The following is a 21,025-nucleotide window of genomic DNA, read 5'->3' as shown; positions in this document are numbered from 1 at the left end:
GAGGGGGCCGTTCCCCTAAAGGGCATGGTTGACCTTTTTCCAATCTGCGCCATGGTATGAACAGTATATGACATAGACGGGACCGGTCGCGACGCGATGAACACCCAGACGACGCCTTCACCGCAGTTCTATCTGACGGCTCCGGCAGCGTGTCCCTACCTCCCCGGCGAAATGGAGCGCAAGGTTTTCACCCATCTCGTCGGTCCGCGCGCAGCCGAGATGAACGACCTTTTGACCCAGGGCGGCTTCCGGCGTTCCCAGAACATCGCCTATCGCCCGGCCTGCGAGGGCTGCCGCGCCTGCGTTTCCGTACGCATCCTCGCCAATGAGTTCCGCCCCACCCGCTCGATGCGGCGGGTGCTTGCCGACAATCGCGATGTCGTCTCCACCGTCTATCCCGCCCAGCCCTCCACCGAGCAGTTCTCGCTCTTCCGGAGCTATCTGGACGAGCGGCACCAACGGGGCGGGATGTCGGACATGTCGGCGCTCGACTATGCGATCATGGTGGAGGACACGCACGTCAACACACGGGTGATCGAATACCGCCTTCGCCAGCCGGGCTCGGGCATCAGCGAGCAGCCGCGCGGGGAACTGCTCGCCGTCGCGCTCACCGACATGATGAGCGACGGGCTTTCGATGGTCTATTCCTTTTTCAATCCCGAGGTGGAGAGCCGATCGCTCGGCACTTTCATGATCCTCGACCACATCAGCCGCACCAAGACGCTCGGCCTGCCGCATGTCTATCTCGGATATTGGGTGAAGGGATCGGCGAAAATGGGCTACAAGACCCGCTTTCAGCCGCAGGAGCACCTGACGCCCCGCGGCTGGGAGCTTTTCGACGCCGCCAGGGAAGACTGACAGCCCATGAACGACCACAAGAAGGGCCTCGTGCTCACCACGATCGGCGGGCTCGCGCTCTCCTTCGACGTGCCGCTGGTGCGGCTCGGCCACGGCGAACTCTGGTCCACGATCGCGCTCCGCAGCACCGTCACCTTCGCCGCAAGCCTGCTGCTGTGGTTCGTCATCCGCCGCTTCAGCTCGGCGCGGCCGCCGCTGATGCCAGGCAAGGCGGGACTGCTCGCCGGCCTCTGCTACGGTCTGTCGACCATGACCTTCCTCGGCGCGGTCTTCCATACGGCAACCGCCAATGTGGTGTTCATCGTCGCCTTCACGCCGATGTTCGCCGCGCTGCTCGGCTGGCTTTTCCTGCGAGAGACACCCTCGATTTCCACGCTCGTCACCATGCTGCTGATGCTGACCGGCGTCGGGCTGATCGTCTCCGGCGGCATGGCGGGCGGGCATTTCCTCGGCGACGCGCTGGCGGCGCTGACATCGCTGCTGCTTGCAGGCGCCATCACCATAGGGCGCGCGACCCGCATAGAGATGGGCTTCGTGCCGCTGGTGGCGACCGCCCTTCCCGCGCTCGTCAGCCTCTTCTTCGTGACGGCAAACAGCTTTTCCGTGGAGGCGCCGTTCTGGGTCGCCTTCGACGGCGCGGTGATGATCCCGCTCGCCTTCTGGTGCCTGGCGACCGGCCCGCGCTATCTCTCCGGCCCCGAAGTCGGCATGTTCTACCTGCTCGAAACCATTCTCGCGCCGATCTGGGTGTGGATGATCTTCTCCGAAGTGCCCGCCGCGCGAACGCTTCTCGGCGGCGCGATCCTCATCCTCGCGCTTATCGGCTATTCGGCCTGGCAGATGCGGCGGGTGGAGAGGATGAGAACGGCAACCTGTCAAACTTCATAGTATTCCCCGGCCTCCCTCCATGGCAGAGTACGCGCCTCTACCATGGGTGGTTGTGATGGACCCGAAAGTCACTACTCAACAGATCGGCGAAGAATGCGGCGTCATCCTGCCGCGAGATGTCCTCGACCGCCTCGGGTGGAAAGAAGGCCGAACGCTCGAACTCCGCGTGGATGATACTGGCATCGAAATATTCGATGCCCAGAAAATCTCCGATAAGGAGTTCCAGCGTCAGATCTTCGCCGCCAAAATGGCGATGAGGAAATACCACAAGGCGCTCAGCGAACTCGCAAAGAGCTGATCACCCCGCGAACTTGCCGCTGCGCGGAAAGCCCTTCGGCACGACGCGGCCGGCAGCGGCCCGGTCGCCCATCCACTCCAGCAGTTCTTCCTTGTTGCGCGTGAAGGAGCGGCCGGCGCTGTCCTCCCAGGAAAGGCCATCGGCCATCGCGAAGCACTTGACGTCGGAAATGCCGCCGTCCTTGTATCGCTGCAGGCGCACGCCCTTGCCGCGCGTCATCTCCGGAAGCTGCGAAAGCGGGAAGACCAGCATCTTGCGGTTCTCGCCGACGACGGCGACATGGTCGCCCGTCACCGGGACGACGAGCTTCGTCTCGTCGGGCATCCCGACATTCATGACCTGCTTGCCCTTGCGGGTGTTGGCGATCATCTCGCTCTCGGCCACGATGAAGCCATAGCCGGCGGTGGAGGCTATCACGACCTTGCGGGACGGGTCATGCACGAAGGCGGTCAGGATATCCTGATCGTTCTCCATGTCGACCATGATACGGACGGGTTCGCCATGGCCGCGACCGCCGGGCAGCTTGTCGCCGCCGAGCGTGTAGACCTTGCCGCCGGTGGTGACGAGCAGCAGCTTGTCGGTCGTCTGCGCCGGGAAAGCCAGCTTCAGCACATCGCCTTCCTTGAAGGTGAGCGCGGCCGTATCGGAGATGTGCCCCTTCAGCGCGCGAATCCAGCCCTTCTCCGAGATGACGACGGTGATCGGCTCCTTCTCGATCATCGCCTGCTGGATGGCCTCGATATCGGCATCCGGCGCTTCGGCGAACTGGGTGCGGCGACGGCCGAGTTCGGTCGCCTTGGCGTATTTCTTCTTGACGTCCTGTATCTCGACCTCGATCACCCGCCACTGCTTGTCGTCGGAAGCGAGCAACGCCTCGATGTCAGCCTTTTCCTTGGTGAGATTGTCATGCTCGGTGCGGATCTCGAACTCTTCCAGCTTGCGCAAGGCGCGCAGCCGCATGTTGAGGATCGCTTCGACCTGCATGTCGGTGAGCGACCAGCGCTCCATCATTACCGGCTTCGGCTCGTCCTCCTCGCGGATGATGCGGATCACCTCGTCGATGTTGAGGTAGGCGACGAGCAGGCCGCCGAGGATTTCCAGGCGCCGGTCGATCGCTGCAAGACGATGGCGCGAACGGCGGACCAGCACTTCCTTGCGATGCGCCAGCCATTCGGTCAGCACTTCGCCCAGGCCCATCACCCTCGGCACGCGCCCCAGCGAGAGCACGTTCATGTTGAGGGGAATGCGGTTTTCGAGCTCGGTGAGCTTGAAGAGCGATTCCATCAGCAGCGTCGCATCGACCGTACGGCTCTTCGGCACCAGCACGATGCGGACGTCCTCGGCGGACTCGTCGCGGACGTCTTCCAGCAGCGGCAGCCTGCGGGCGATCAGAAGCTCGGCGATCTTCTCGATCAGCCGCGACTTCTGAACCTGGAAGGGGATTTCGGTAACGACGATCTGATAGCCGCCGCGGCCGAGATCCTCCGTTTCCCACCTGGCGCGAACACGGAACCCGCCGCGGCCGGTCTTATAGGATTCGATGATGGATTCCCGGCCGTCGATGATGATGCCGCCGGTCGGCAGGTCCGGGCCGGGCACGAATTCGACCAGCTTTTCCACCGTCGCATCCGGATGTTTGATGAGGTGCAGCGCCGCATCGCACAGCTCATGGGCGTTGTGCGGCGGGATGGAGGTCGCCATGCCCACCGCAATACCCGACGAGCCGTTCGCCAAGAGGTTCGGAAAGGCGCCCGGCAGAACGACCGGCTCGGAATTGGATTCGTCGTAGGTATCGCGGAAATCCACCGCATCCTGGTCGATGCCCTCGAGCAGAAGCTCGGCGACATCGGTCATCTTGGATTCGGTGTAACGCATGGCGGCGGGGCTATCACCGTCGATATTGCCGAAGTTTCCCTGGCCGTTGACGAGCGGATAGCGCAGCGAGAAATCCTGCGCGAGGCGCGCCAGCGCGTCGTAGATCGACTGGTCGCCATGGGGATGGTAGTTACCCATCACCTCGCCGACGATCTTGGCGCATTTGCGGAATGCGGCATTCGGACGAAGGCCCATCTCGCTCATAGCGTAGACGATGCGGCGGTGGACCGGCTTCAGCCCGTCGCGCACATCCGGCAGGGCGCGCTGCGTGATGGTGGACAGCGCATAGGAAAGGTAACGCTCCTCGAGCGCTGCCTTGAGATCGACCGGAAGAATGTTGTCGCCACCCTCACCGCCGGGCGGAGGCGTAAGATTTTGTCCCATGGGCCTTGACTATCGGAAAGCCTGATTCCCGGCAAGAATTGCGGGGGATCATACTGTGGATGAAAGCCGGTTCAGCGGCTTGCGATCAATATATTCACCCTCATATCCCATCGCACCGCTTGCGGGAACAGAAGACTGGACCTTTCCGAGGCTGTTTATATAAGGTCGCCTCCAAACCACACGCGGGCGGCGCCCGCCAGGAGGAATTCATGAGATATTCCAGCAAGGCTCGGCTTCTGCTCGCCGGCGCGGCCTTAAGCATCCTTTCCGGCCCCGCCTTCGCGCTGGACGGCAACGACCTTCTCACCAAGCTCAATGCGGCATTGATGCAGCAAGGCGGCCTGGTTACGGCTCAATCCGTCGATGTCGAGGGTTCGACCGTGACACTGGCGGGCGCAGCCTTCAAACCGACATCCAGCGCCGAAAGCCTGCCACTTGGCGATATCACTCTGGAAGGCGTGCAGGAAGCCAATGGCGGCTACCATGTCGAGAAGGCCAGCTTCCCGAACATCAATATCACCCAGGACAAGACCACGGTCACGGCAGCGGACATCTCGATGAGCGGCGTCTCCATTCCCGCTGAGACGACGGGCGATACACTCGACACCATATTGTTCTACGAGGAAGCCCATGTGGGGCCGATGAACGTCAGCGTAGACGGAAAGAGTGTTTTCTCCGTCGACGAGACCAACTTCACCGCGACGACCACCGAAGACAAATCCTCGATGAATTTCAGCGGCGCGATGACCGGCGTGAAAGCCGATCTCTCTACCTATCCGGATCCAAAGGCTCAGGAGGCGATTACCGAACTCGGGCTCACCACACTTGATGGCAGGGTTGATCTTGCCGGAAGCTGGGAACTCGCATCGGGTAAAATCGACCTCACCCGATATGCGCTGGATTTCAACAACATCGGCAAGCTCGACTTCCTATTCAGCCTCTCGGGCTACACTTTGCAGTTTCTGAAATCCGTTCAGGAAACGACAGCGGCCATGGAGGCAAACCCCAACAAGGAGGAAGCTCAGCAGGCGGCGAACCTGGCCATGCTGGGGCTGATGCAGCAGCTCACCTTCAACAGTGCCGAAATCCGCTTCGAGGATGCCGGCATCACCGGGCGCGCGCTCGACTTCACCGGAAAGAAGCAGGGCGTTTCCGGCCAGCAGATGGCGCAGATCGTGAAAGGCATGGCTCCGCTGATGCTGGCGCAGCTCAATGTGCCGGAGCTGCAGAACATGGTGAGCGCGGCGATCAACACCTATATCGACAATCCGGGGAACCTGACGATCAGCGCCAGGCCCGAAAAGCCGGTTCCCGTTCCGATGATCATGGGAGCGGCGATGGGTGCGCCGAACACGCTGCCCCAGGTTCTCGGCGTCACGGTGACGGCGAACGAATAACCTCTCCGCGGAGAAAATGAATCATGAAGCCCCGGCAAACTATTGCCGGGGCTTCATGTTTTTAATTCGATTTTTTGTTTGCGGCCTCGTGCAGGTCTTTGACCGTCACGAATTTCTCCTGCAGGTCGTCGGGAATACTCGCATCACAGTCCTTTTCAACGGCCATCACGATTTCTATCCTGTCCAAGTCATCCGCTCCGAGCTCCCCCAAGGAAGACGAGGTTTTGACTTCCTCAAGTGGTTTGTTGATCGTCTTCGCGACTGTGTTCTGTACCTGTTCGAGGGTGCAGGCTGCATTCGCGGTCATCGGAGCCAGGATCAGCAGTCCAATCAGTGACACTTTGGCAAGCATTGCATTTCTCCTCCATTCAAGAGCGGTTGGATGCGATGCTGCAGCCTTAAGGTGCGGCACTAATTTATATATACTTAAAGTTTATTTATGTAAATGCCTGCACGCAATGCGCGGCCAACCGGCCCGCCCCCACGGGCGAGGGCGAAACGCTGCCGCATTTCACGACAACGATTCAGATTGGAAGCCAGTCACTCCCCTGATTATTGGCTCGCCGAACTTGCGAAGGCCGCGTGCTCCTTGTCGTGCAGCGCGAAGCGGTCGATCATGCGGGCGCTTGCCTCGTTGACGCCCCGGACGGTGACCTCGACGCCGCGCCGGCGGAACTTCAGCACGACGTCATCGAGGGCGCCGACGGCCGAAATATCCCACAGATGGGCCTCGGTGACGTCGATCACGACCTTCTTCACCGGCTCCTCGAAATCGAATGATTTCACGAGACTTTCGGTCGACGCGAAGAATATCTGCCCATCCACGTGATAGATGCGCGCCGTCCCGTCCTCGACGGATTCCGAGCGGACATGGAACAGGCGCGCGACCTTGCCGGCAAAGAAGACGCCCGAAAGCAGCACGCCGACAAGCACGCCCTTGGCGAGGTCGTGGGTTGCCACGACGGTAAAGACCGTCGCCAGCATGACGATGGAGGACGGCAGCGGATTATGGCGAAGGTCGCGGATCGAGCGCCAGGAGAAGGTGCCGATCGAGACCATGATCATCACCGCAACGAGCGCGGCCATCGGGATGATGCGGACGAGATCGTCCAGCACCAGGATGAGAAAGAGCAGGAACGCCCCGGCCACGAAGGTGGAAAGCCTTCCGCGCCCGCCGGAGGACACGTTGATGACCGACTGGCCGATCATGGCGCAACCGCCCATGCCGCTGATCAGACCGGAGGCGATGTTGCCGAGACCCTGCCCCACGCATTCCTGGCTCTTGTTGCTTGTCGTATCGGTCATGTCGTCGACGATCTTGGCCGTCAGCAAGGACTCGAGCAGGCCGACAGCGGCAAGCGCCAGCGAATAGGGGAAGATGATCTCCAGCGTCTCCCAGGTCAGCGGCACGGTCGGCAGCGCGAAAACCGGCAGCGCCGAGGGCAATTCGCCGAGATCGCCGACGGTGCGGATATCCATGCCGAGAAAGACCGAAACGCCGGTGAGAACCGCGATCGCCACCAATGGCGACGGGATAGCTTTCGTGACACGCGGAAAGAGATAGATGATCGCAAGACCCGCAGCGATCATGACATAGGTCTCCACAGGCACGCCGATGAGTTCCGGCAACTGCGCCATGAAGATGAGGATCGCCAGCGCATTCACGAAGCCGGTCATGACCGACCTGGACACGAAGCGCATGACGCGGCCGAGCTTGGCGAAGCCCGCCAATATCTGCAGAACGCCCATCAGCAGCGTGGCAGCGAAAAGATACTGCAGCCCATGATCGCGGACCAGCGTGACCATCAGCACGGCCGTTGCCGCCGTCGCGGCGGAGATCATGCCCGGCCGTCCGCCCGTGAAGGCTGAAACGCAGGCGATCGCGAAGGACGCAAACAGGCCGACTTTCGGATCGACACCTGCAATGACAGAAAAGCCGATTGCTTCAGGAATGAGAGCGAGGGCGACGACGATGCCCGAAAGAATATCGGCACGGATGTTGGAAAACCATTCGCGCTTGTAAATGGAAAGACGGTTCATATCTGGATTTTTCGCAAAAGGACGCATCGGCCGAGTAAGGTCGCGGCTGTGGGATTATCGATGCCTTGCGTTGTCTGGCGGATCGGCGGCCAGAAGAGCCACCCGGGAATCTCACCCAGGTCCTTGTGAATGGCCGTTCTATAATGGGGATGGCGCCGCGGCGCAACCTTTGCAGATGGGAGCGCAGGCAGGCGGTCCGACCTGCGCTCCGCTCAGATCACTCCAGAACCTGGATGACCGTGCGGGTCTGAGGATTGACGACCACGCGACGCTCGTTGACCACCGTATAGGCGTAGTCGTTATAGCCTTCCACCTGGTGGATATCCATGGTTTCCGGCAGCGTCGAGCCGACGACGACTTCGCCTTCATAGGCGACCGAGGGAACCTCGTGCTCCATGATATAGGTCCGGACTTCGCCCGGCAGGGTTACCGTGGTCGAGCCGGTGACGGCCGGGTCCTTGGTAATGACCGTCGTCTGGGCGTAGGCGATGCCCGAAAGGGCCATCAAGGCCGCGGCGGCCAGCAATGTCTTGCGCATCTTCTTTCTCCTCACGCTTCTGCTGGCGTCCGAACCTCCGCCCGTGGAGAAAGTTCCCCGAGACCGCCAGCGGCGCGCAGTCACAAGCGGCTATTGGCCACGCGCGGGAAAGGCTCCACCACCGCTACCGCCGGGGCCGGCGCTTCCGCATCCAGCCGGAACATCGAGACCAGTTCGCGCAGATGGGCCGCCTGATCCGCCAGCATGGCGCTGGCGGCATTGTTCTCCTCCACCATGGCCGCGTTCCGCTGGATGCCCTGCTCCATAGTGTTGACGGCGGTATTGACCTCTCCGAGGCCGAGCGACTGCTCGCGCGCGGCAAGCGCGATCGCCTCCATCTGCGTGTTGATCGAACGGATACGGGTGCTGATCTCCTCGAGTGCTGCGCCGGTATCGCGCACGGAACGGGCGCCCTCCTTCACCTCCGCCGCGGAGCCCTGGATGAGGCCCTTGATCTCGCGCGCGGCGGCGGCGGAACGCTGCGCCAGCTCCCTGACCTCATGGGCGACCACGGCGAAGCCGCGACCGGCGTCCCCTGCCCGCGCAGCCTCGACGCCGGCATTGAGAGCCAGAAGGTTCGTCTGGAAGGCGATGCCATCGATCACGCCGATGATGCTGGAGATCCGTTCCGACGACTGCTCGATGCGCTGCATGGCGCTGACCGTTTCGCCGACGAGATTGTTGGTGCGCACCGCGCTCTCATCCGCCTGCCTTGCCGCCTCGCGGGCTTCCCTGGCGCGTTCCGCCGCGCTCGTGACATTGGCGGTGATCTCGTCGAGCGCCGCCGCGGCCTCCTCCAGCGAAGCGGCCTGGCTTTCGGTCCTGCGCGCCAGATCGCCGACGCTCTGGCTGATTTCCCGGCTGCCGCCATCGATCGACTGGCTTGAGCCGACGATGTCGCGCATGACGCCGGCAAGCTGGCGGAGCGTCTGGTTGAGGTCGGCGCGAAGGGCCTCGAAATCGGGCGCGAAGGGCTCCGTCAACTGGAAGGACAGGTCGCCTTCGGCCAGACGGCGCAAACCGGCTGCAAGACCGCCGGTCGCCTGGATGAGCTTTTTCCGGGCGTCTGCCTCCGCCGCGGCCTGCATGCGCAGGCGCTCGCTTTCGGCCCTTGCACGCGCCTCTTCCGCCTCCTCCTCCAGGCGGCGATTGGCAAGCGCCGATTGCCGGAAGACCTCGAGCGCATTGGCCATGGCCCCGAATTCGTTGCGCTGCCCCTGGCCGGGTACGGTGATATCGAGTTCGCCGCCGGCGAGCCGGCGCATCGCCCCCGTCACCGCCAGGATGGGGCGGGTGATCGACCTGCCGATCACCCAGACGCCAGAGAGGAGAATGGCGACGGTGCCGACCAGCAGACCGGCGACGATCGTCAGATTGCGCTCCGCGACCTTCCGGTTTTCCGCAAGGGTGGCGGCTTTCTCCGCCGCGTTGCTTACGAGGACGTTCGCCACGACCGGCTCGATGGCGCGGTAGTTCGCCGAGACCTTGAGCCGCGCTTCGGCCTCACGCAGGCTGGCCTCCGCATAGAACCGGAAGGCGCTCCGGTAGACGTCGAGCGCATCCAGAACGCGGGTGCGCTGCGCACCGGGGCGGAAAGCCTTCTTGACCAGAGCCGTGAAACTCTCCGCCTCACCCGAATGTTTCTCCATATAGGAGGGATCGCGCCTCAGGATGAAATCCTTCTCATGGCGGCGCATCATCAGCATGCTGGCGCGGATTTCCGCATCCTTGACGGTCTGAAGCTGGCCCTCGATGGAATGGACGGCCCCGCGCATGGCGCCTTCCAGCCCGCCGTCCTGATCGAGCCCCAATTCCTCGTTGCTGCGCACAAGCAGCTCAAAATCCGCCTCGTAGCTATCGAGGCCGCTCGCCAGGCGATCGAGTTCGGCGGCAAGCCCGCTATCGGCGGAGACTTGCAGGGCATCAAGGACATTGCGCGCCTCTAGAAGAGCAGCCTTGAACTTGCCCGCCGAAGCCAGATCCTTGTTCAGGAGAAAATCCTGTTCCCACAGCAGGCTATCGCGAAGCCCCGCGCTCATGCGGGCGACATCCACCTCGCGCTGGGTCAACCGATCGGCCGCGGCGCGATAATCTGCCTCGATCCGGCGCTGCCCGAAAAAGATCGCGGCAATGGTGAGGATGCCGGCGAGCGCCACGACGGCCAGCATCATGACGCGATGGGAAATCCTGAGATTGGAAAAAAGGGACACGTTCCAACTCCGCTTATTCAAAAATCGAAGCCACAACTGCCCCTGAAGGCCTTAAGCAAAGCTCAACCGAAGACGAAACTTCCGTGACAATTTCGGGGCCTGTACGATCTCTGGCGCGAGAATGTACGCCAGCACGAGCGGGCATTTCCTGGAACGTTACCCGTGCTTGAGAATTTGAGCGATCAGATGGTCAGGAGAGGAGACCGGACATGGGCACTGTGACCCGGCAGCGATTTCGTCTGTCCAACGGCGCGGAATTATCCTTTCTCACCGCGGGAGAGGCATCCAGACCCGCCGTGCTGCTCCTGCACGGACTACCGAATTCCGCGCGGATGTTTCGGGACGTGATGTCCGAACTGGCGGAGACCGCCTACCTCATCGCGCCCGATCTGCCCGGCTTCGGCGAATCCGACGTGCTGCCGGCGGTCTCGTTTGCTGCCTTCGGCGACGCCGTCTCGGAACTCATGGACCATTTGGCGATCGGGCCGCGCCATATCTATCTGCATGACTACGGAGCACCCGTCGGTTTCCGGATTGCCATGCAGGCGCCGGAACAGGTCCTCGGCCTCATCATCCAGAACGCAAACGCCCACCTGACCGGGCACGGGCCGAACTGGGCCGAAACAAAGGCCTTCTGGGCTCATCCCACTCCGGAAAACGAGGCGGCGGCGACAGCGCATCTGACATTCGAGGGCACGCGCGACCAGTACATCGCGCATGTGCCACCGGACATAGCGGCGCGCATTTCCCCCGAAAGGTGGGAGGAGGACTGGCGGGTGATGTCCCTGCCCGGCCGGATGGAGACGCAATACGCGCTGCTCAAGGACTATGGGAATTATATCGCCCGTTTCGACGACCTCGCCGAATATCTGGCGCGCTGGCAGCCACCTTCCGTGATGATCTGGGGACGGCATGATCCATATTTCGAGCTTGCCGAGGTCCTGTCATGGATGCAGGACCTGCCGAGAATGGACGCCCACATCCTCGATTCCGGGCATCTCCTCCTGGAAACCCATTCGGCCGAGGCTGCGCCCCTCATGCGGGATTTCATCAGGCGCACCGAAGGACGCCGCGGGACCTGAGATTTCACGCGCCCGGTTGCAAGTCTCATCGTGATGACCCTAAGAGTGAAACTTGGGATAACCACACGATAAGGTCGCTTGCCGTTCCACGCAGGGAGGAAACGCATGAAGCGCGTGCTGATCACCGGCATGTCCGGCACCGGAAAATCTTCCGTTATCCGGGAATTGGCCGCCCGAGGATATCGAGCCTACGATCTCGACACGCCCGAATGGTCCGAATGGGTCGATACCGCTCCTTCGGATGCGCTCTCTCCCGCCGAAGGAAAGGATTGGGTCTGGCAGGCGGATCGCGTTCGCCAGCTCCTTGGCACGCCAGGGAACGGGACGTTGTTCATCAGCGGCTGCGCCGAGAACATGGAGAGTGTCTATCCCTTGCTCGACACCGTGATCCTTCTTTCTGCTCCCGTGGAAACCATCATGGAGCGGATCGCGGGGCGATCTGCCGATGGTTACGGCAGCACCGCCGAGGAGCGGCGGAAAGTCGCGGAACTCATCTCGACCATCGAGCCTCTCCTGAGGGGGGCCGCCCATCACGAGATCGACACGAGAGGGCCGATCCCGGCCACGGTCGACGAGATCCTTCGAATGGCATAGCCCGGTTCATTGCTGGGGTAGCCTGAAAGCCGAAAGGGCTTGCCTTTCTGCAAAGGCAAGCCCGGGTCAAAAGACCAGCGTGTCGTTCGAAAGGTCCGGGCCGGAGCCGATCAGTCCTTCTTCTGCGGGACCACGCGCAACGCCAGCTCGCGAAGCTGGGTGGTCGTCGCTTCCGAGGGCGCGTTCATGAGAAGGTCCTGCGCCTGCTGGTTCATCGGGAACAGGGTGATCTCGCGCAGGTTCTTCGCGCCCGTCAGGAGCATGACGATGCGGTCGATGCCGAAGGCAGCGCCGCCATGCGGAGGCGCGCCATACTGGAAGGCGCGGTACATGCCGCCGAAGCGATCCTCGACGTCCTGCTGGCTCAGGCCCACCATCTCGAAGGCCTTGACCATCAGTTCCGGCAACTGGTTGCGGATCGAACCCGAGGCGATCTCGAAGCCGTTGCAGACCGCATCGTACTGGAACGCCTTGATCGACAGCGGCTCCTTGGTTTCCAACGCCTCCAGCCCGCCCTGCGGCATGGAGAAGGGGTTGTGGGCGAAATCGATCTTCTTCTCTTCCTCGTTATATTCGAAGAACGGGAAATCGACGATCCAGCAAAGCTCGAAGCGATCCTTGTCGGTGAGGTTCAGCTCCTCGCCGACGCGGGTGCGGGCCTCGCCGGCGAACCTGTAGAACTTGTCCGGATCACCCGCCACGAAGAAGCAGGCATCGCCGTCATCCAGGCCGAGCTGGACGCGGATCGCCTCGGTGCGCTCCTCGCCGATGTTCTTGGCAAGCGGACCGGCGCCTTCGAGCTTGTCGCCTTCCTTGCGCCAGAAGATGTAGCCGAGGCCGGGCTGGCCCTGCTGCTGCGCCCAGGCGTTCATCCGGTCGCAGAAGGCTCTGGAGCCGCCGGTCTTGGCCGGGATGCCCCAGACTTCGACCTTCGGGTTGGATGCGATCATGTTGGCGAAGACCTTGAAGCCGGAGCCGGCGAAATGGCTGGTCACCGCTTCCATGACGATCGGGTTGCGCAGGTCCGGCTTGTCGGAACCGTATTTGCGGATCGCCTCGTCATAGGGGATGCGCGGCCATTCCTTGGTGACCGGCTTGCCGTCGGCGAATTCCTCGAAGATCGAGGTGATCAGCGGGCTCATCGTTTCCCAGACTTCTTCCTGGGTGACGAAGCTCATCTCAAGGTCGAGCTGGTAGAACTCGCCCGGCAGGCGGTCGGCGCGCGGGTCCTCGTCGCGGAAGCAGGGGGCGATCTGGAAATAGCGGTCGAAGCCGGCGACCATCAGGAGCTGCTTGTACTGCTGCGGCGCCTGCGGCAGGGCGAAGAACTTGCCCTGGTGGATACGGCTCGGAACCAGGAAGTCGCGTGCGCCTTCCGGCGAAGAGGCGGTGAGGATCGGCGTCGTATATTCGGTGAAGCCGATATTCGTCATCTCGCGGCGCATGGCCGAGATGATCTGGGTGCGCTTGACGATGTTCTTGTGCAGCGTTTCACGGCGAAGATCGAGAAAGCGGTAGCGCAGGCGCACGTCTTCCGGATAATCCGGCTCGCCGAAGACCGGCAGCGGCAGTTCCTTGGCGGCCGAAAGCACCTCGATCTCCTGCGCGTAGAGCTCAATCTCGCCGGTGGCCATGCCCTTGTTGACCGTGTCCTCGGAGCGAGCCTTGACGAGGCCGTCGATGCGGATCACCCATTCGCCGCGTACGGTTTCGGCGATCTTGAAGGCCGGACTGTCCGGGTCCGCCACCACCTGGGTCATGCCGTAGTGATCGCGCAGGTCGATGAAGAGAACGCCGCCGTGGTCTCGCACGCGATGCACCCAACCGGACAAACGGACGGTGGAACCGACATCGGACTTCCGGAGGGCGGCACAGGTGTGGCTGCGGTAACGATGCATTTTCAAGAATCCTGGACTGGTGCACTTGCGGCAATGGGCGACGCGCGCCGCCGGGCCGGCATAGGGGAAAATCGGCGCGAAAAGCGCATGACCCGCCCCATTTGTCAAGGCTTGGCAGCCGAACCTGCCGCCGCCGGCGCAGGCACGGAGCCGTCTACAACGAGATTATCCGCCATGAAATCCACAAAGGCGCGAATTTTCGGCGACAGAAAGCGGCTTGTCGGCCAGAGCACGCGGAAGCTTCCCGTCTGGACGATATGATCGTCCAGCAAGGTGACGAGGCGCCCGTCCTCGAGCTGCGGCTTGATGACGAAGGGAGGAAGGCAGGCTATGCCAAAACCTTCCTCGGCAAGATGGATGATCGGCTCAAGCGTGCTGGCGGTGACGGCGACCGGCAAGACCAGGCGCGCATTGCCACCTTCAGCGGCGAATGGCCAGGGTTCCAGCTTGCCGGTACTCGGATAGCGATGGTGCAGACATTTGTGATGCAGAAGATCCGCCGGCACTTCAGGCCGGCCCCATGTCGCGATATAACCGGGCGAAGCGACGACCCGGTGGCGGAACGAGCCGAGCTTGCGACTCATCAAACGCGTGTCCCGTACCTCGCCTGTGCGGATGACCGCATCGAACCCCTCCTCGATCACATCCACCAAGCGATCGGTAAAATCGAGATCCATGGTGATTTCGGGATAGGCACGCATGAACGCCGAGATGGTCGGCATCAGGAGTATGCCAACCAGCGGCAGGCTGACCCGCAATATGCCTCCGGGAACTGCGCGCAACCGCGACAACTCCGATTGTGCCGCATCCAGCTCGGACAAGATGCGCCGGCACGTATCGAGGAAATAACTGCCCTCCTCCGTCAGCGTCATGCTGCGCGTGGAGCGGTGGAAGAGGCGTACCCCCATCTCCTGCTCCAGTCTCGCCACCGCCTTGCCCACCGCGGAACTTGATATTCCCAGCCGCCCGGCAGCGGCGACGAAACTGCCGCTTTCCGCCGCCTGGACGAAGATGCCGAGCGTTCCCAACCTGTCCATCGTCACTCCAATTGCGGAATTTTTATCCTGACTATCATGAATACCGGATTATTTATCTTCTATTATCACCCCGGTATCCAGTTTCGGCGCGGCCAAGACCGCTTCCCGACCGAAAGGACCGAACTGATGGACATGCTTTCTACCGCCCATTTCTCCGCAACGCCGGAACCGACCACTTTCATCGTCAACGTGATCCACGCCCATCCCGGCAAGCAGGAGGAAGCCTTCCGCATCATTCAGGACGTCGTGCACTACGTAGCGGAACGGAAGGAAGGCTTTCTCTGGAGCAATCTCGCCAAAAGCACGGATGGCAAGACGGTGGTGAATATCGAAGCCATCCGGGATGCAGGCAATGTGGACGAATTCTTCTCGGACCCGGTCTTCCGTGAGAAATTCAGCAAGCTCGACGAAGTCTCGACATTCGAATTCCACACGTATTCCGTCGGCGATCTCATCCTGCCCAAGCTTGGTCAACAGGGTTAGCGGTATCCTTGCAGAAGCCCTGCCCCACAGGGCTTCTGCACCCGATGCCAAAACTCTTGCGCGAGAAGACCGGGCAAGGTCGTTTATGAGCTGTATCAAGTATCGCTGACGCGATAGAACCGCTTTGTCATCTCCGACAGCGATTCTTTTCCCGGCACCCATGAGCCATATCCGCCCCCTGATTCCCCTGCTCGTCACGGCCGGCATATTGATCGGAGGAAACGGGCTCCAGGGCACGTTCATCGCGCTCCGCGGCACGCATGAGGGCTTCTCCCCATCGACCATCGGCATGATCGGCGCGGGCTACAGCGTCGGCTTTGCGCTCGGCTGCGTCTATGTCACGCGGCTTCTGCGCCAGATCGGACATATCCGCACCTTTTCGGCGATGGCGGCGATCGGCGCTTCATGCTCGCTCGCCATGTCGCTCGTCATCGATCCGACCTTCTGGTTCGCCATGCGCTTCCTGATCGGGATTTCCGTCGCAAGCCTCTTCGCGACCGTGGAAAGCTGGATCAACGCGAAGGTGACCAATGCCAACCGGGCGCGCACGCTTTCCATCTACCGCTTCGTCGATCTCGGCTCGGTGACGGTGGCGCAATATCTCATACCCGGCATCGGCATAGAAGGGCCGATCATCTTCGCCATCATCACCATCGCCATGACGCTCTCGCTGGTGCCGATCTCGCTTGCCGACAAATCCAGCCCCTCCCCGCCGGAAGCCATCGCCTTCGACCTGCGCGCCGTCTGGCGCATCTCGCCGCTCGCGGTCGTCGGCGTCATCGCCGTCGGGCTCTCGATGGCGGCCTTCCGCAATATCGGGCCGATCTATGCCGAAGAGATCGGCATGAGCATCACCTCGATCGCCACCTTCATGAGTGCAGGCATCATCGGCGGCGTGGTGCTGCAATATCCGCTCGGCGCCTATTCCGACCGGCTCGACCGCCGCAAGGTGATCCTCTGGGCGGCGATCGGCTCGGTCGTGACCGGAGCCTATCTCTCCTTCGGTGCCGGAACCGACGAGACCGCCAACATCATCGGCGTCTTCCTGTTCGGCGCCTTTTCGATGCCGCTCTATTCGCTCTGTTCGGCGCATGGCAACGACCACGCGCGAATGGGCGAACATGCGCTGGTTTCGGCGGGGCTGCTGTTCTTCTGGTCCGCCGGCGCGACCGTGGGGCCGCTGCTTGCCTCGATACTGCTCGAATATTACGGCCCCCGCGCCTTCTTCCTCTATACGTCGGTGATCTTCGCGGCCTTCATCCTCTTCACCATCCGGCGCATGGGCGTGCGCGACCCGGTGCCGCCCACTGAGCGCAGGTCGCGCTTCCGGGCGCTCCTCAGGACCTCCGCCTATTTCAACAAACTTGCCGCTCCGGTGGAGAAAGAACGCAAGGATTGAACCGCCACGGTTGACATATGCGGCGTTGAGGAGGAGGAAGACTGATCAACCCTACGTGACCTTGGATATGATCGAAACCACTGCCGCTCTCGAGGAAGCCTGCCGGGCGCTCGCCCAATCCGACTTCATCACCATCGACACCGAATTCCTGCGCGAGACCACGTTCTGGCCGGAACTCTGCCTCATCCAGATGGCGAGCCCGACGCTGGAAGTGCTGGTCGATCCGCTCGCCAAGGGTATGGACCTCCAGCCCTTCTTCGAGCTGATGGCGAACCCGAAGGTGGTCAAGGTCTTCCACGCCGCGCGGCAGGACATCGAAATCGTCCACCATCTCGGCAATCTCGTGCCACACCCGATCTTCGATACGCAGGTCGCCGCCATGGTCTGCGGCTTCGGCGATTCGGTCTCCTACGACCAGCTCGTCAGCCGCATCAAGAACGTGCATATCGACAAGTCCTCGCGCTTTACCGACTGGAGCCGCCGCCCGCTTTCCGAAAAGCAGCTCGAATATGCGCTCGCCGACGTGACGCATCTGCGCGACGTCTATCTGGCGCTGAAGGAGCAGCTCGAACGGGAGGGCCGCGCGCTATGGCTGACCGAGGAGATGGCGATCCTCGAATCGGCCGGCACCTACGATCTCCATCCCGACGACGCCTGGCTTCGGCTGAAATCGCGCCTGCGCAAGCCGCAGGAGCTGGCGATCCTGAAACATGTCGCCGCCTGGCGGGAGCGCGAGGCGCGCGGCCGCAACGTGCCGCGCTCGCGCGTGCTGAAGGACGACGCGATCTACGAGATCGCCCAGCAGCAGCCGAAGGATGCCGAGGCACTTTCGCGCCTCAGGACCATCCCGAGGGGCTGGGAGCGCTCCGCCTCCGGCGCGGCAATCGTAGACGCGGTCAATGCCGCGCTTTCGCTTCCGAAAACGGAGATGCCGCATCCGCCTAAGCACACGCATGTGCCGGAAGGCACGGCTGCGGCGGTCGAGCTTCTCAAGGTGCTCCTGAAGCTCATCTCCGACAAGCAGGGCGTGGCCGCCAAGATCATCGCCAATACCGACGACCTCGAAAAGATCGCCGCCGAGGGCGAGCAGGCTGCGGTTCCGGCGCTGCATGGCTGGCGGCGCGAGCTCTTCGGCGAAACGGCGCTGAAGCTCATCGACGGCGGCGTGGCGCTGCGCTTCGTCAACAAGAAGGTCGAGGCGGTGGAGCTTTAAGCAAGCTCCACGATCCTAGCCTCGTGTCGGCTCTGTTCCTTAAGCGTGCATCTTCGCACCCTTGGTGATCTTGTCGACGGTCTTCTTCTCCGCCCGCATGGCGATGCCGACGACCCTGGCATCCTCGGGCGAGAATTGCGCGAAGACGGCGCGGTTTGCGGCATCGTGGCCGGTTGAGAACATCTCCTCGACATAAAGCGACACCGTCACCTCCCGCTCAAGCGAGCGCCTGTGGATCGAACGCAAGGTTTCCTGATCGGCCGACAAGACGACGACAGGCTGGATGCTGAGCGCGTTATAGACATTGCCGGCCGCATCCCGATATGGTTCGCCGATCACGGCTGGATATTGAGCGACGATGCCGCTCGTCAGGAAGGCGGTGACATTCAGCGCCTGCCAGGGAGCAATGTCATCGCGAAGCACGATCGCGATCTTGGTGTCGAACATGAAGACGAACTCCGTTGAAGGTTTTGCAAAGGCCGAAGACCTAGAGGCGATCTGCGCCGGCGGTCTTGAACGTTCGTGCACACGCGACGGCATCGTCCATGCGCCGATCTCGCGCGGTATCGAGCGCATGGAGGCGCGCTTCCACGGCAACGGGTTTTCGCCGCACCGGCACGACACCTATGCGCTCGGCGTGACGCTTTCCGGCGTGCAGACCTTCCATTACCGCGGGGTTTCACGGACAAGCCTGCCGGGCAATGTGATCGTGCTGCACCCGGACGAAGTGCATGACGGTGCGGCGGGGACCGACGACGGCTTGCGCTACCGGATGCTCTACCTGCCGCCCGAGAGCCTGATCGACGCAGCCGACGGGGCGCAGAGGCTGCCCTTCGTGGCAAACCCGGTCTTCGCCGACGAAGCGTTCAAGCAATCGCTGGCGGAAGCGCTGCAGAACCTCGAAACCGAGCCGGACGACCTTCTTCTGGACGACCTGATCGCCCGCTTCGCGGCAAGCCTTTGGCGCCATGCGGATGCAGCCGGCCCGCGCGCGGGCCGGATCGACCGCAATGCGGTGCTGCGCTGCCGGGATTATCTCCATGCCAACAGCAACAGAACCGTCACGTCCGAGGAACTGGAAGAGATCGGCGGGCTCGACCGCTATACGCTTGCCCGGCAGTTCCGGGCGCTGCTCGGCACCAGTCCGCACCGCTATCTGGTGATGCGGCGGCTCGACCGCGCCAAGGCCCGGCTCGCCTCCGGCGGCAGCCTCGCCGATGCGGCCTTCGAGGCGGGCTTTGCCGACCAGAGTCACTTCACCCGGCATTTCAAGAATACCTTCGGAATGACGCCCGGGCGTTGGGTCTTGCTCAGCCGCAGCGCATAACCCACAGGGCCGTCACGAAAATTTCAAGCGATCATCACCTGTCCGTCATGCACCCTCACTAACGGGTTCCGTGTGTTCCACACGCACCCCAGAGGGCTTTTCATGACCAGAATTCTGCTCGCTTCCGTCGCCTTCGCCGCGCTGATCGGCGGCTCTGCCGCGGCCGAAGAAAAGGCCTTCCCGGCCAAGCTCGTCTCTCACGCCATTCTGCCGGCCAAGACGCTGATCCCCGCCCCTGCCGATGCCCCCGAGCACCTGAAGGTTTCCGGCAAGTTCACGACCGCCGACCGCAAGCGCACCACGGAGCTCGGCAGCGTCATGGGCAAGGACGGTATCCGCGAAACCGGTCTCGGACTTCCCTTCGACGGCCAGCCCGTGCAGGGCTTCTCCGGAATCAAGACCATGCCGGACGGAAGTTTCTGGAGCCTTTCGGACAACGGCTTCGGTGGCAAGACGAATTCCAGCGACGCGGCGCTGATGCTGCACAATATCCGTTTCGACTGGAATAACGGCACGGTGGAGCGCTCCAACACCATCTTCCTTTCCGACCCGAACCGGATCGCCCCCTTCCCAATCGTGCTGGAGGGTGCTGAGAAGCGTTATCTGACCGGCGCGGATTTCGACCTGGAATCGATCCAGCCGGTGGCGGAGGGTTTCTGGCTCGGCGAGGAGTTCGGCCCCTACCTCCTGAAAGTGAATGCCAATGGCGAGCTGACCGACGTCATCGCGACCGCCGTGGACGGCAAGCCGGTGCTTTCGCCCGACAACCCGACCATCGCGACGCCCGCCAATCCGACCGCCAAGATGCCGGCCTTCAACCTGAAACGCTCCGGCGGCTATGAGGGGCTGGCCATGTCGAAGGACGGCAGCAAGCTCTACGGTCTCCTGGAAGGGCCGCTCTATCTCGAGGACGGTTCGGTGGAGAAAGCCGACGGCCAGACGGCGCTGCGCATCATTGAGCTCGACGTCGCCTCCAAGGCCTGGACCGGACGCTCCTGGCTCTATCCTCTCTCGGAGGGAGGTGAAGCGATCGGCGATTTCAACATGATCGACGACACGACCGCGCTGGTGATCGAGCGCGACAATGGCGCCGGCACGGCGGACAAGGCTTGCGCCGATCCGAAGAAGCCGGCGCCGGACTGCTTTGCAACGCCGGCCAAGCACAAGCGCATCTACAAGATCGAATTTTCGGATGCAAATGTGGGCCAGGCGGCGCGCAAGATCGGCTATATCGACCTGATGAAGGTGCAGGACCCGGACGGCAAGGCCCGCCAGGGCGGCGGCGAAGGCTTCTACGACATGCCGTTCGTCACCATCGAGAACGTCGATGTGGTGGATGCCACGCATATCGTGGTCGGCAACGACAACAACCTGCCCTTCTCGGCGGGTCGCGAACTCAACAAGGCCGACGACAATGAATTCGTTCTGCTGGAAGTGGGGGAATTCCTGAGCGCGAAGTAAGCTCAGGATCAAAAAGCACGACGCCCGGCAATGCCGGGCGTGG

At 62.4% G+C, this 21,025-nt stretch carries 19 protein-coding genes and 1 other annotated feature; of the genes, 11 read left to right on the top strand and 8 right to left on the bottom strand.

Going from position 1 to position 21,025, the window contains the following annotated elements:
- Positions 1 to 96: 96 nt before the first annotated feature.
- The 3 genes from ACE04I_RS14925 to ACE04I_RS14915 are packed head-to-tail and all read left to right on the top strand — an operon-like array spanning position 97 to position 2,044.
- On the top strand, positions 97 to 858 hold the full coding sequence (locus ACE04I_RS14925; RefSeq protein ID WP_046792826.1) for an arginyltransferase: 762 nt from the start codon (positions 97 to 99) through the stop codon (positions 856 to 858).
- Between the two features lie 6 nt (positions 859 to 864).
- The gene (locus tag ACE04I_RS14920) at positions 865 to 1,746 is read left to right on the top strand and encodes a DMT family transporter (protein ID WP_046792827.1); all 882 of its coding nucleotides are present in this window, start codon (positions 865 to 867) and stop codon (positions 1,744 to 1,746) included.
- A gap of 19 nt (positions 1,747 to 1,765) precedes the next feature.
- Positions 1,766 to 2,044 (top strand): AbrB/MazE/SpoVT family DNA-binding domain-containing protein, encoded by a 279-nt coding sequence (locus ACE04I_RS14915; RefSeq protein ID WP_245282035.1) that lies wholly within the window; start codon positions 1,766 to 1,768, stop codon positions 2,042 to 2,044.
- Here ACE04I_RS14915 and parC read toward each other — a convergent pair whose 3' ends face one another.
- Entirely contained in the window at positions 2,045 to 4,303 is a 2,259-nt protein-coding gene (gene parC / locus ACE04I_RS14910; protein ID WP_046792829.1) for a DNA topoisomerase IV subunit A, read from the bottom strand.
- A 209-nt stretch (positions 4,304 to 4,512) separates the two neighbouring features.
- Between parC and ACE04I_RS14905 the strand changes: the two genes are divergently transcribed.
- A complete protein-coding gene (locus ACE04I_RS14905) occupies positions 4,513 to 5,700 on the top strand; it encodes a hypothetical protein (protein WP_046792830.1) in 1,188 nt (395 codons plus the stop codon).
- A 61-nt stretch (positions 5,701 to 5,761) separates the two neighbouring features.
- Here the strand turns inward: ACE04I_RS14905 and ACE04I_RS14900 are convergent, their stop codons facing one another.
- From ACE04I_RS14900 to ACE04I_RS14885, 4 genes are all read right to left on the bottom strand, one after another.
- Complete coding sequence (locus ACE04I_RS14900) at positions 5,762 to 6,052, bottom strand: phosphopantetheine-binding protein (protein ID WP_052760337.1); 291 nt, start codon at positions 6,050 to 6,052, stop codon at positions 5,762 to 5,764.
- A 200-nt stretch (positions 6,053 to 6,252) separates the two neighbouring features.
- A complete protein-coding gene (locus ACE04I_RS14895; protein ID WP_046792831.1) occupies positions 6,253 to 7,740 on the bottom strand; it encodes a SulP family inorganic anion transporter in 1,488 nt (495 codons plus the stop codon).
- Between the two features lie 68 nt (positions 7,741 to 7,808).
- Positions 7,809 to 7,866, bottom strand: a sequence feature (sul1 is cis-regulatory element that is thought to sense ions involved in sulfur or methionine metabolism; They are found in Alphaproteobacteria).
- A gap of 91 nt (positions 7,867 to 7,957) precedes the next feature.
- The gene (locus tag ACE04I_RS14890; RefSeq protein ID WP_046792832.1) at positions 7,958 to 8,278 is read right to left on the bottom strand and encodes a DUF1236 domain-containing protein; all 321 of its coding nucleotides are present in this window, start codon (positions 8,276 to 8,278) and stop codon (positions 7,958 to 7,960) included.
- An 80-nt stretch (positions 8,279 to 8,358) separates the two neighbouring features.
- Entirely contained in the window at positions 8,359 to 10,488 is a 2,130-nt protein-coding gene (locus ACE04I_RS14885; RefSeq protein WP_245282036.1) for a methyl-accepting chemotaxis protein, read from the bottom strand.
- Positions 10,489 to 10,697: 209 nt separating this feature from the next.
- Here ACE04I_RS14885 and ACE04I_RS14880 point away from each other — a divergent pair, with 209 nt between their 5' ends.
- Together ACE04I_RS14880 and ACE04I_RS14875 are read left to right on the top strand one after the other, a co-directional pair.
- Entirely contained in the window at positions 10,698 to 11,570 is an 873-nt protein-coding gene (locus ACE04I_RS14880; protein WP_046792833.1) for an alpha/beta fold hydrolase, read from the top strand.
- Between the two features lie 105 nt (positions 11,571 to 11,675).
- On the top strand, positions 11,676 to 12,164 hold the full coding sequence (locus ACE04I_RS14875) for an AAA family ATPase (RefSeq protein ID WP_046792834.1): 489 nt from the start codon (positions 11,676 to 11,678) through the stop codon (positions 12,162 to 12,164).
- 110 nt (positions 12,165 to 12,274) lie between these two features.
- Here the strand turns inward: ACE04I_RS14875 and aspS are convergent, their stop codons facing one another.
- Complete coding sequence (aspS, locus tag ACE04I_RS14870) at positions 12,275 to 14,062, bottom strand: aspartate--tRNA ligase (RefSeq protein WP_046793042.1); 1,788 nt, start codon at positions 14,060 to 14,062, stop codon at positions 12,275 to 12,277.
- Positions 14,063 to 14,166: 104 nt separating this feature from the next.
- Positions 14,167 to 15,099: a LysR family transcriptional regulator gene (locus ACE04I_RS14865; RefSeq protein WP_046792835.1), complete on the bottom strand. Its 933-nt coding sequence runs from the start codon at positions 15,097 to 15,099 to the stop codon at positions 14,167 to 14,169.
- 126 nt (positions 15,100 to 15,225) lie between these two features.
- Between ACE04I_RS14865 and ACE04I_RS14860 the strand changes: the two genes are divergently transcribed.
- From ACE04I_RS14860 to rnd, 3 genes are all read left to right on the top strand, one after another.
- Entirely contained in the window at positions 15,226 to 15,582 is a 357-nt protein-coding gene (locus ACE04I_RS14860) for an antibiotic biosynthesis monooxygenase (RefSeq protein ID WP_046793043.1), read from the top strand.
- Positions 15,583 to 15,742: 160 nt separating this feature from the next.
- Positions 15,743 to 16,981: an MFS transporter gene (locus ACE04I_RS14855; protein WP_046792836.1), complete on the top strand. Its 1,239-nt coding sequence runs from the start codon at positions 15,743 to 15,745 to the stop codon at positions 16,979 to 16,981.
- A 67-nt stretch (positions 16,982 to 17,048) separates the two neighbouring features.
- Entirely contained in the window at positions 17,049 to 18,194 is a 1,146-nt protein-coding gene (gene rnd / locus ACE04I_RS14850; RefSeq protein WP_046792837.1) for a ribonuclease D, read from the top strand.
- A 39-nt stretch (positions 18,195 to 18,233) separates the two neighbouring features.
- Here the strand turns inward: rnd and ACE04I_RS14845 are convergent, their stop codons facing one another.
- Entirely contained in the window at positions 18,234 to 18,641 is a 408-nt protein-coding gene (locus tag ACE04I_RS14845; protein WP_046792838.1) for a DUF2000 family protein, read from the bottom strand.
- On the opposite strand from ACE04I_RS14845, the gene ACE04I_RS14840 reads away from it, so the two are divergent.
- Both ACE04I_RS14840 and ACE04I_RS14835 read left to right on the top strand, forming a co-directional pair.
- Complete coding sequence (locus ACE04I_RS14840) at positions 18,640 to 19,521, top strand: AraC family transcriptional regulator (protein WP_487207245.1); 882 nt, start codon at positions 18,640 to 18,642, stop codon at positions 19,519 to 19,521. The genes ACE04I_RS14845 and ACE04I_RS14840 overlap by 2 nt on opposite strands.
- A 102-nt stretch (positions 19,522 to 19,623) precedes the next feature.
- Positions 19,624 to 20,982 (top strand): esterase-like activity of phytase family protein, encoded by a 1,359-nt coding sequence (locus ACE04I_RS14835; protein ID WP_137326606.1) that lies wholly within the window; start codon positions 19,624 to 19,626, stop codon positions 20,980 to 20,982.
- Positions 20,983 to 21,025 lie beyond the last annotated feature (43 nt).

The organism is Rhizobium moroccans, assembly GCF_057559155.1.
Note: the sequence above shows the minus strand (reverse complement) of the source record. Positions and strands in the feature narration are given on the sequence as shown.

Excerpts from the sequence above, each read along its gene's own strand:
- ACE04I_RS14835 (WP_137326606.1), top strand. The coding sequence starts at position 19,624 with ATGACCAGAATTCTGCTCGCTTCCGTCGCCTTCGCCGCGCTGATCGGC.
- rnd (WP_046792837.1), top strand. The coding sequence starts at position 17,049 with ATGATCGAAACCACTGCCGCTCTCGAGGAAGCCTGCCGGGCGCTCGCC.
- ACE04I_RS14905 (WP_046792830.1), top strand. The coding sequence starts at position 4,513 with ATGAGATATTCCAGCAAGGCTCGGCTTCTGCTCGCCGGCGCGGCCTTA.
- ACE04I_RS14900 (WP_052760337.1), bottom strand. The coding sequence starts at position 6,052 with ATGCTTGCCAAAGTGTCACTGATTGGACTGCTGATCCTGGCTCCGATG.
- ACE04I_RS14860 (WP_046793043.1), top strand. The coding sequence starts at position 15,226 with ATGGACATGCTTTCTACCGCCCATTTCTCCGCAACGCCGGAACCGACC.
- ACE04I_RS14925 (WP_046792826.1), top strand. The coding sequence starts at position 97 with ATGAACACCCAGACGACGCCTTCACCGCAGTTCTATCTGACGGCTCCG.
- ACE04I_RS14890 (WP_046792832.1), bottom strand. The coding sequence starts at position 8,278 with ATGCGCAAGACATTGCTGGCCGCCGCGGCCTTGATGGCCCTTTCGGGC.
- ACE04I_RS14855 (WP_046792836.1), top strand. The coding sequence starts at position 15,743 with ATGAGCCATATCCGCCCCCTGATTCCCCTGCTCGTCACGGCCGGCATA.
- ACE04I_RS14880 (WP_046792833.1), top strand. The coding sequence starts at position 10,698 with ATGGGCACTGTGACCCGGCAGCGATTTCGTCTGTCCAACGGCGCGGAA.
- ACE04I_RS14920 (WP_046792827.1), top strand. The coding sequence starts at position 865 with ATGAACGACCACAAGAAGGGCCTCGTGCTCACCACGATCGGCGGGCTC.
- parC (WP_046792829.1), bottom strand. The coding sequence starts at position 4,303 with ATGGGACAAAATCTTACGCCTCCGCCCGGCGGTGAGGGTGGCGACAAC.
- ACE04I_RS14895 (WP_046792831.1), bottom strand. The coding sequence starts at position 7,740 with ATGAACCGTCTTTCCATTTACAAGCGCGAATGGTTTTCCAACATCCGT.
- ACE04I_RS14840 (WP_487207245.1), top strand. The coding sequence starts at position 18,640 with ATGAAGACGAACTCCGTTGAAGGTTTTGCAAAGGCCGAAGACCTAGAG.
- aspS (WP_046793042.1), bottom strand. The coding sequence starts at position 14,062 with ATGCATCGTTACCGCAGCCACACCTGTGCCGCCCTCCGGAAGTCCGAT.
- ACE04I_RS14875 (WP_046792834.1), top strand. The coding sequence starts at position 11,676 with ATGAAGCGCGTGCTGATCACCGGCATGTCCGGCACCGGAAAATCTTCC.
- ACE04I_RS14915 (WP_245282035.1), top strand. The coding sequence starts at position 1,766 with ATGGCAGAGTACGCGCCTCTACCATGGGTGGTTGTGATGGACCCGAAA.
- ACE04I_RS14865 (WP_046792835.1), bottom strand. The coding sequence starts at position 15,099 with ATGGACAGGTTGGGAACGCTCGGCATCTTCGTCCAGGCGGCGGAAAGC.
- ACE04I_RS14845 (WP_046792838.1), bottom strand. The coding sequence starts at position 18,641 with ATGTTCGACACCAAGATCGCGATCGTGCTTCGCGATGACATTGCTCCC.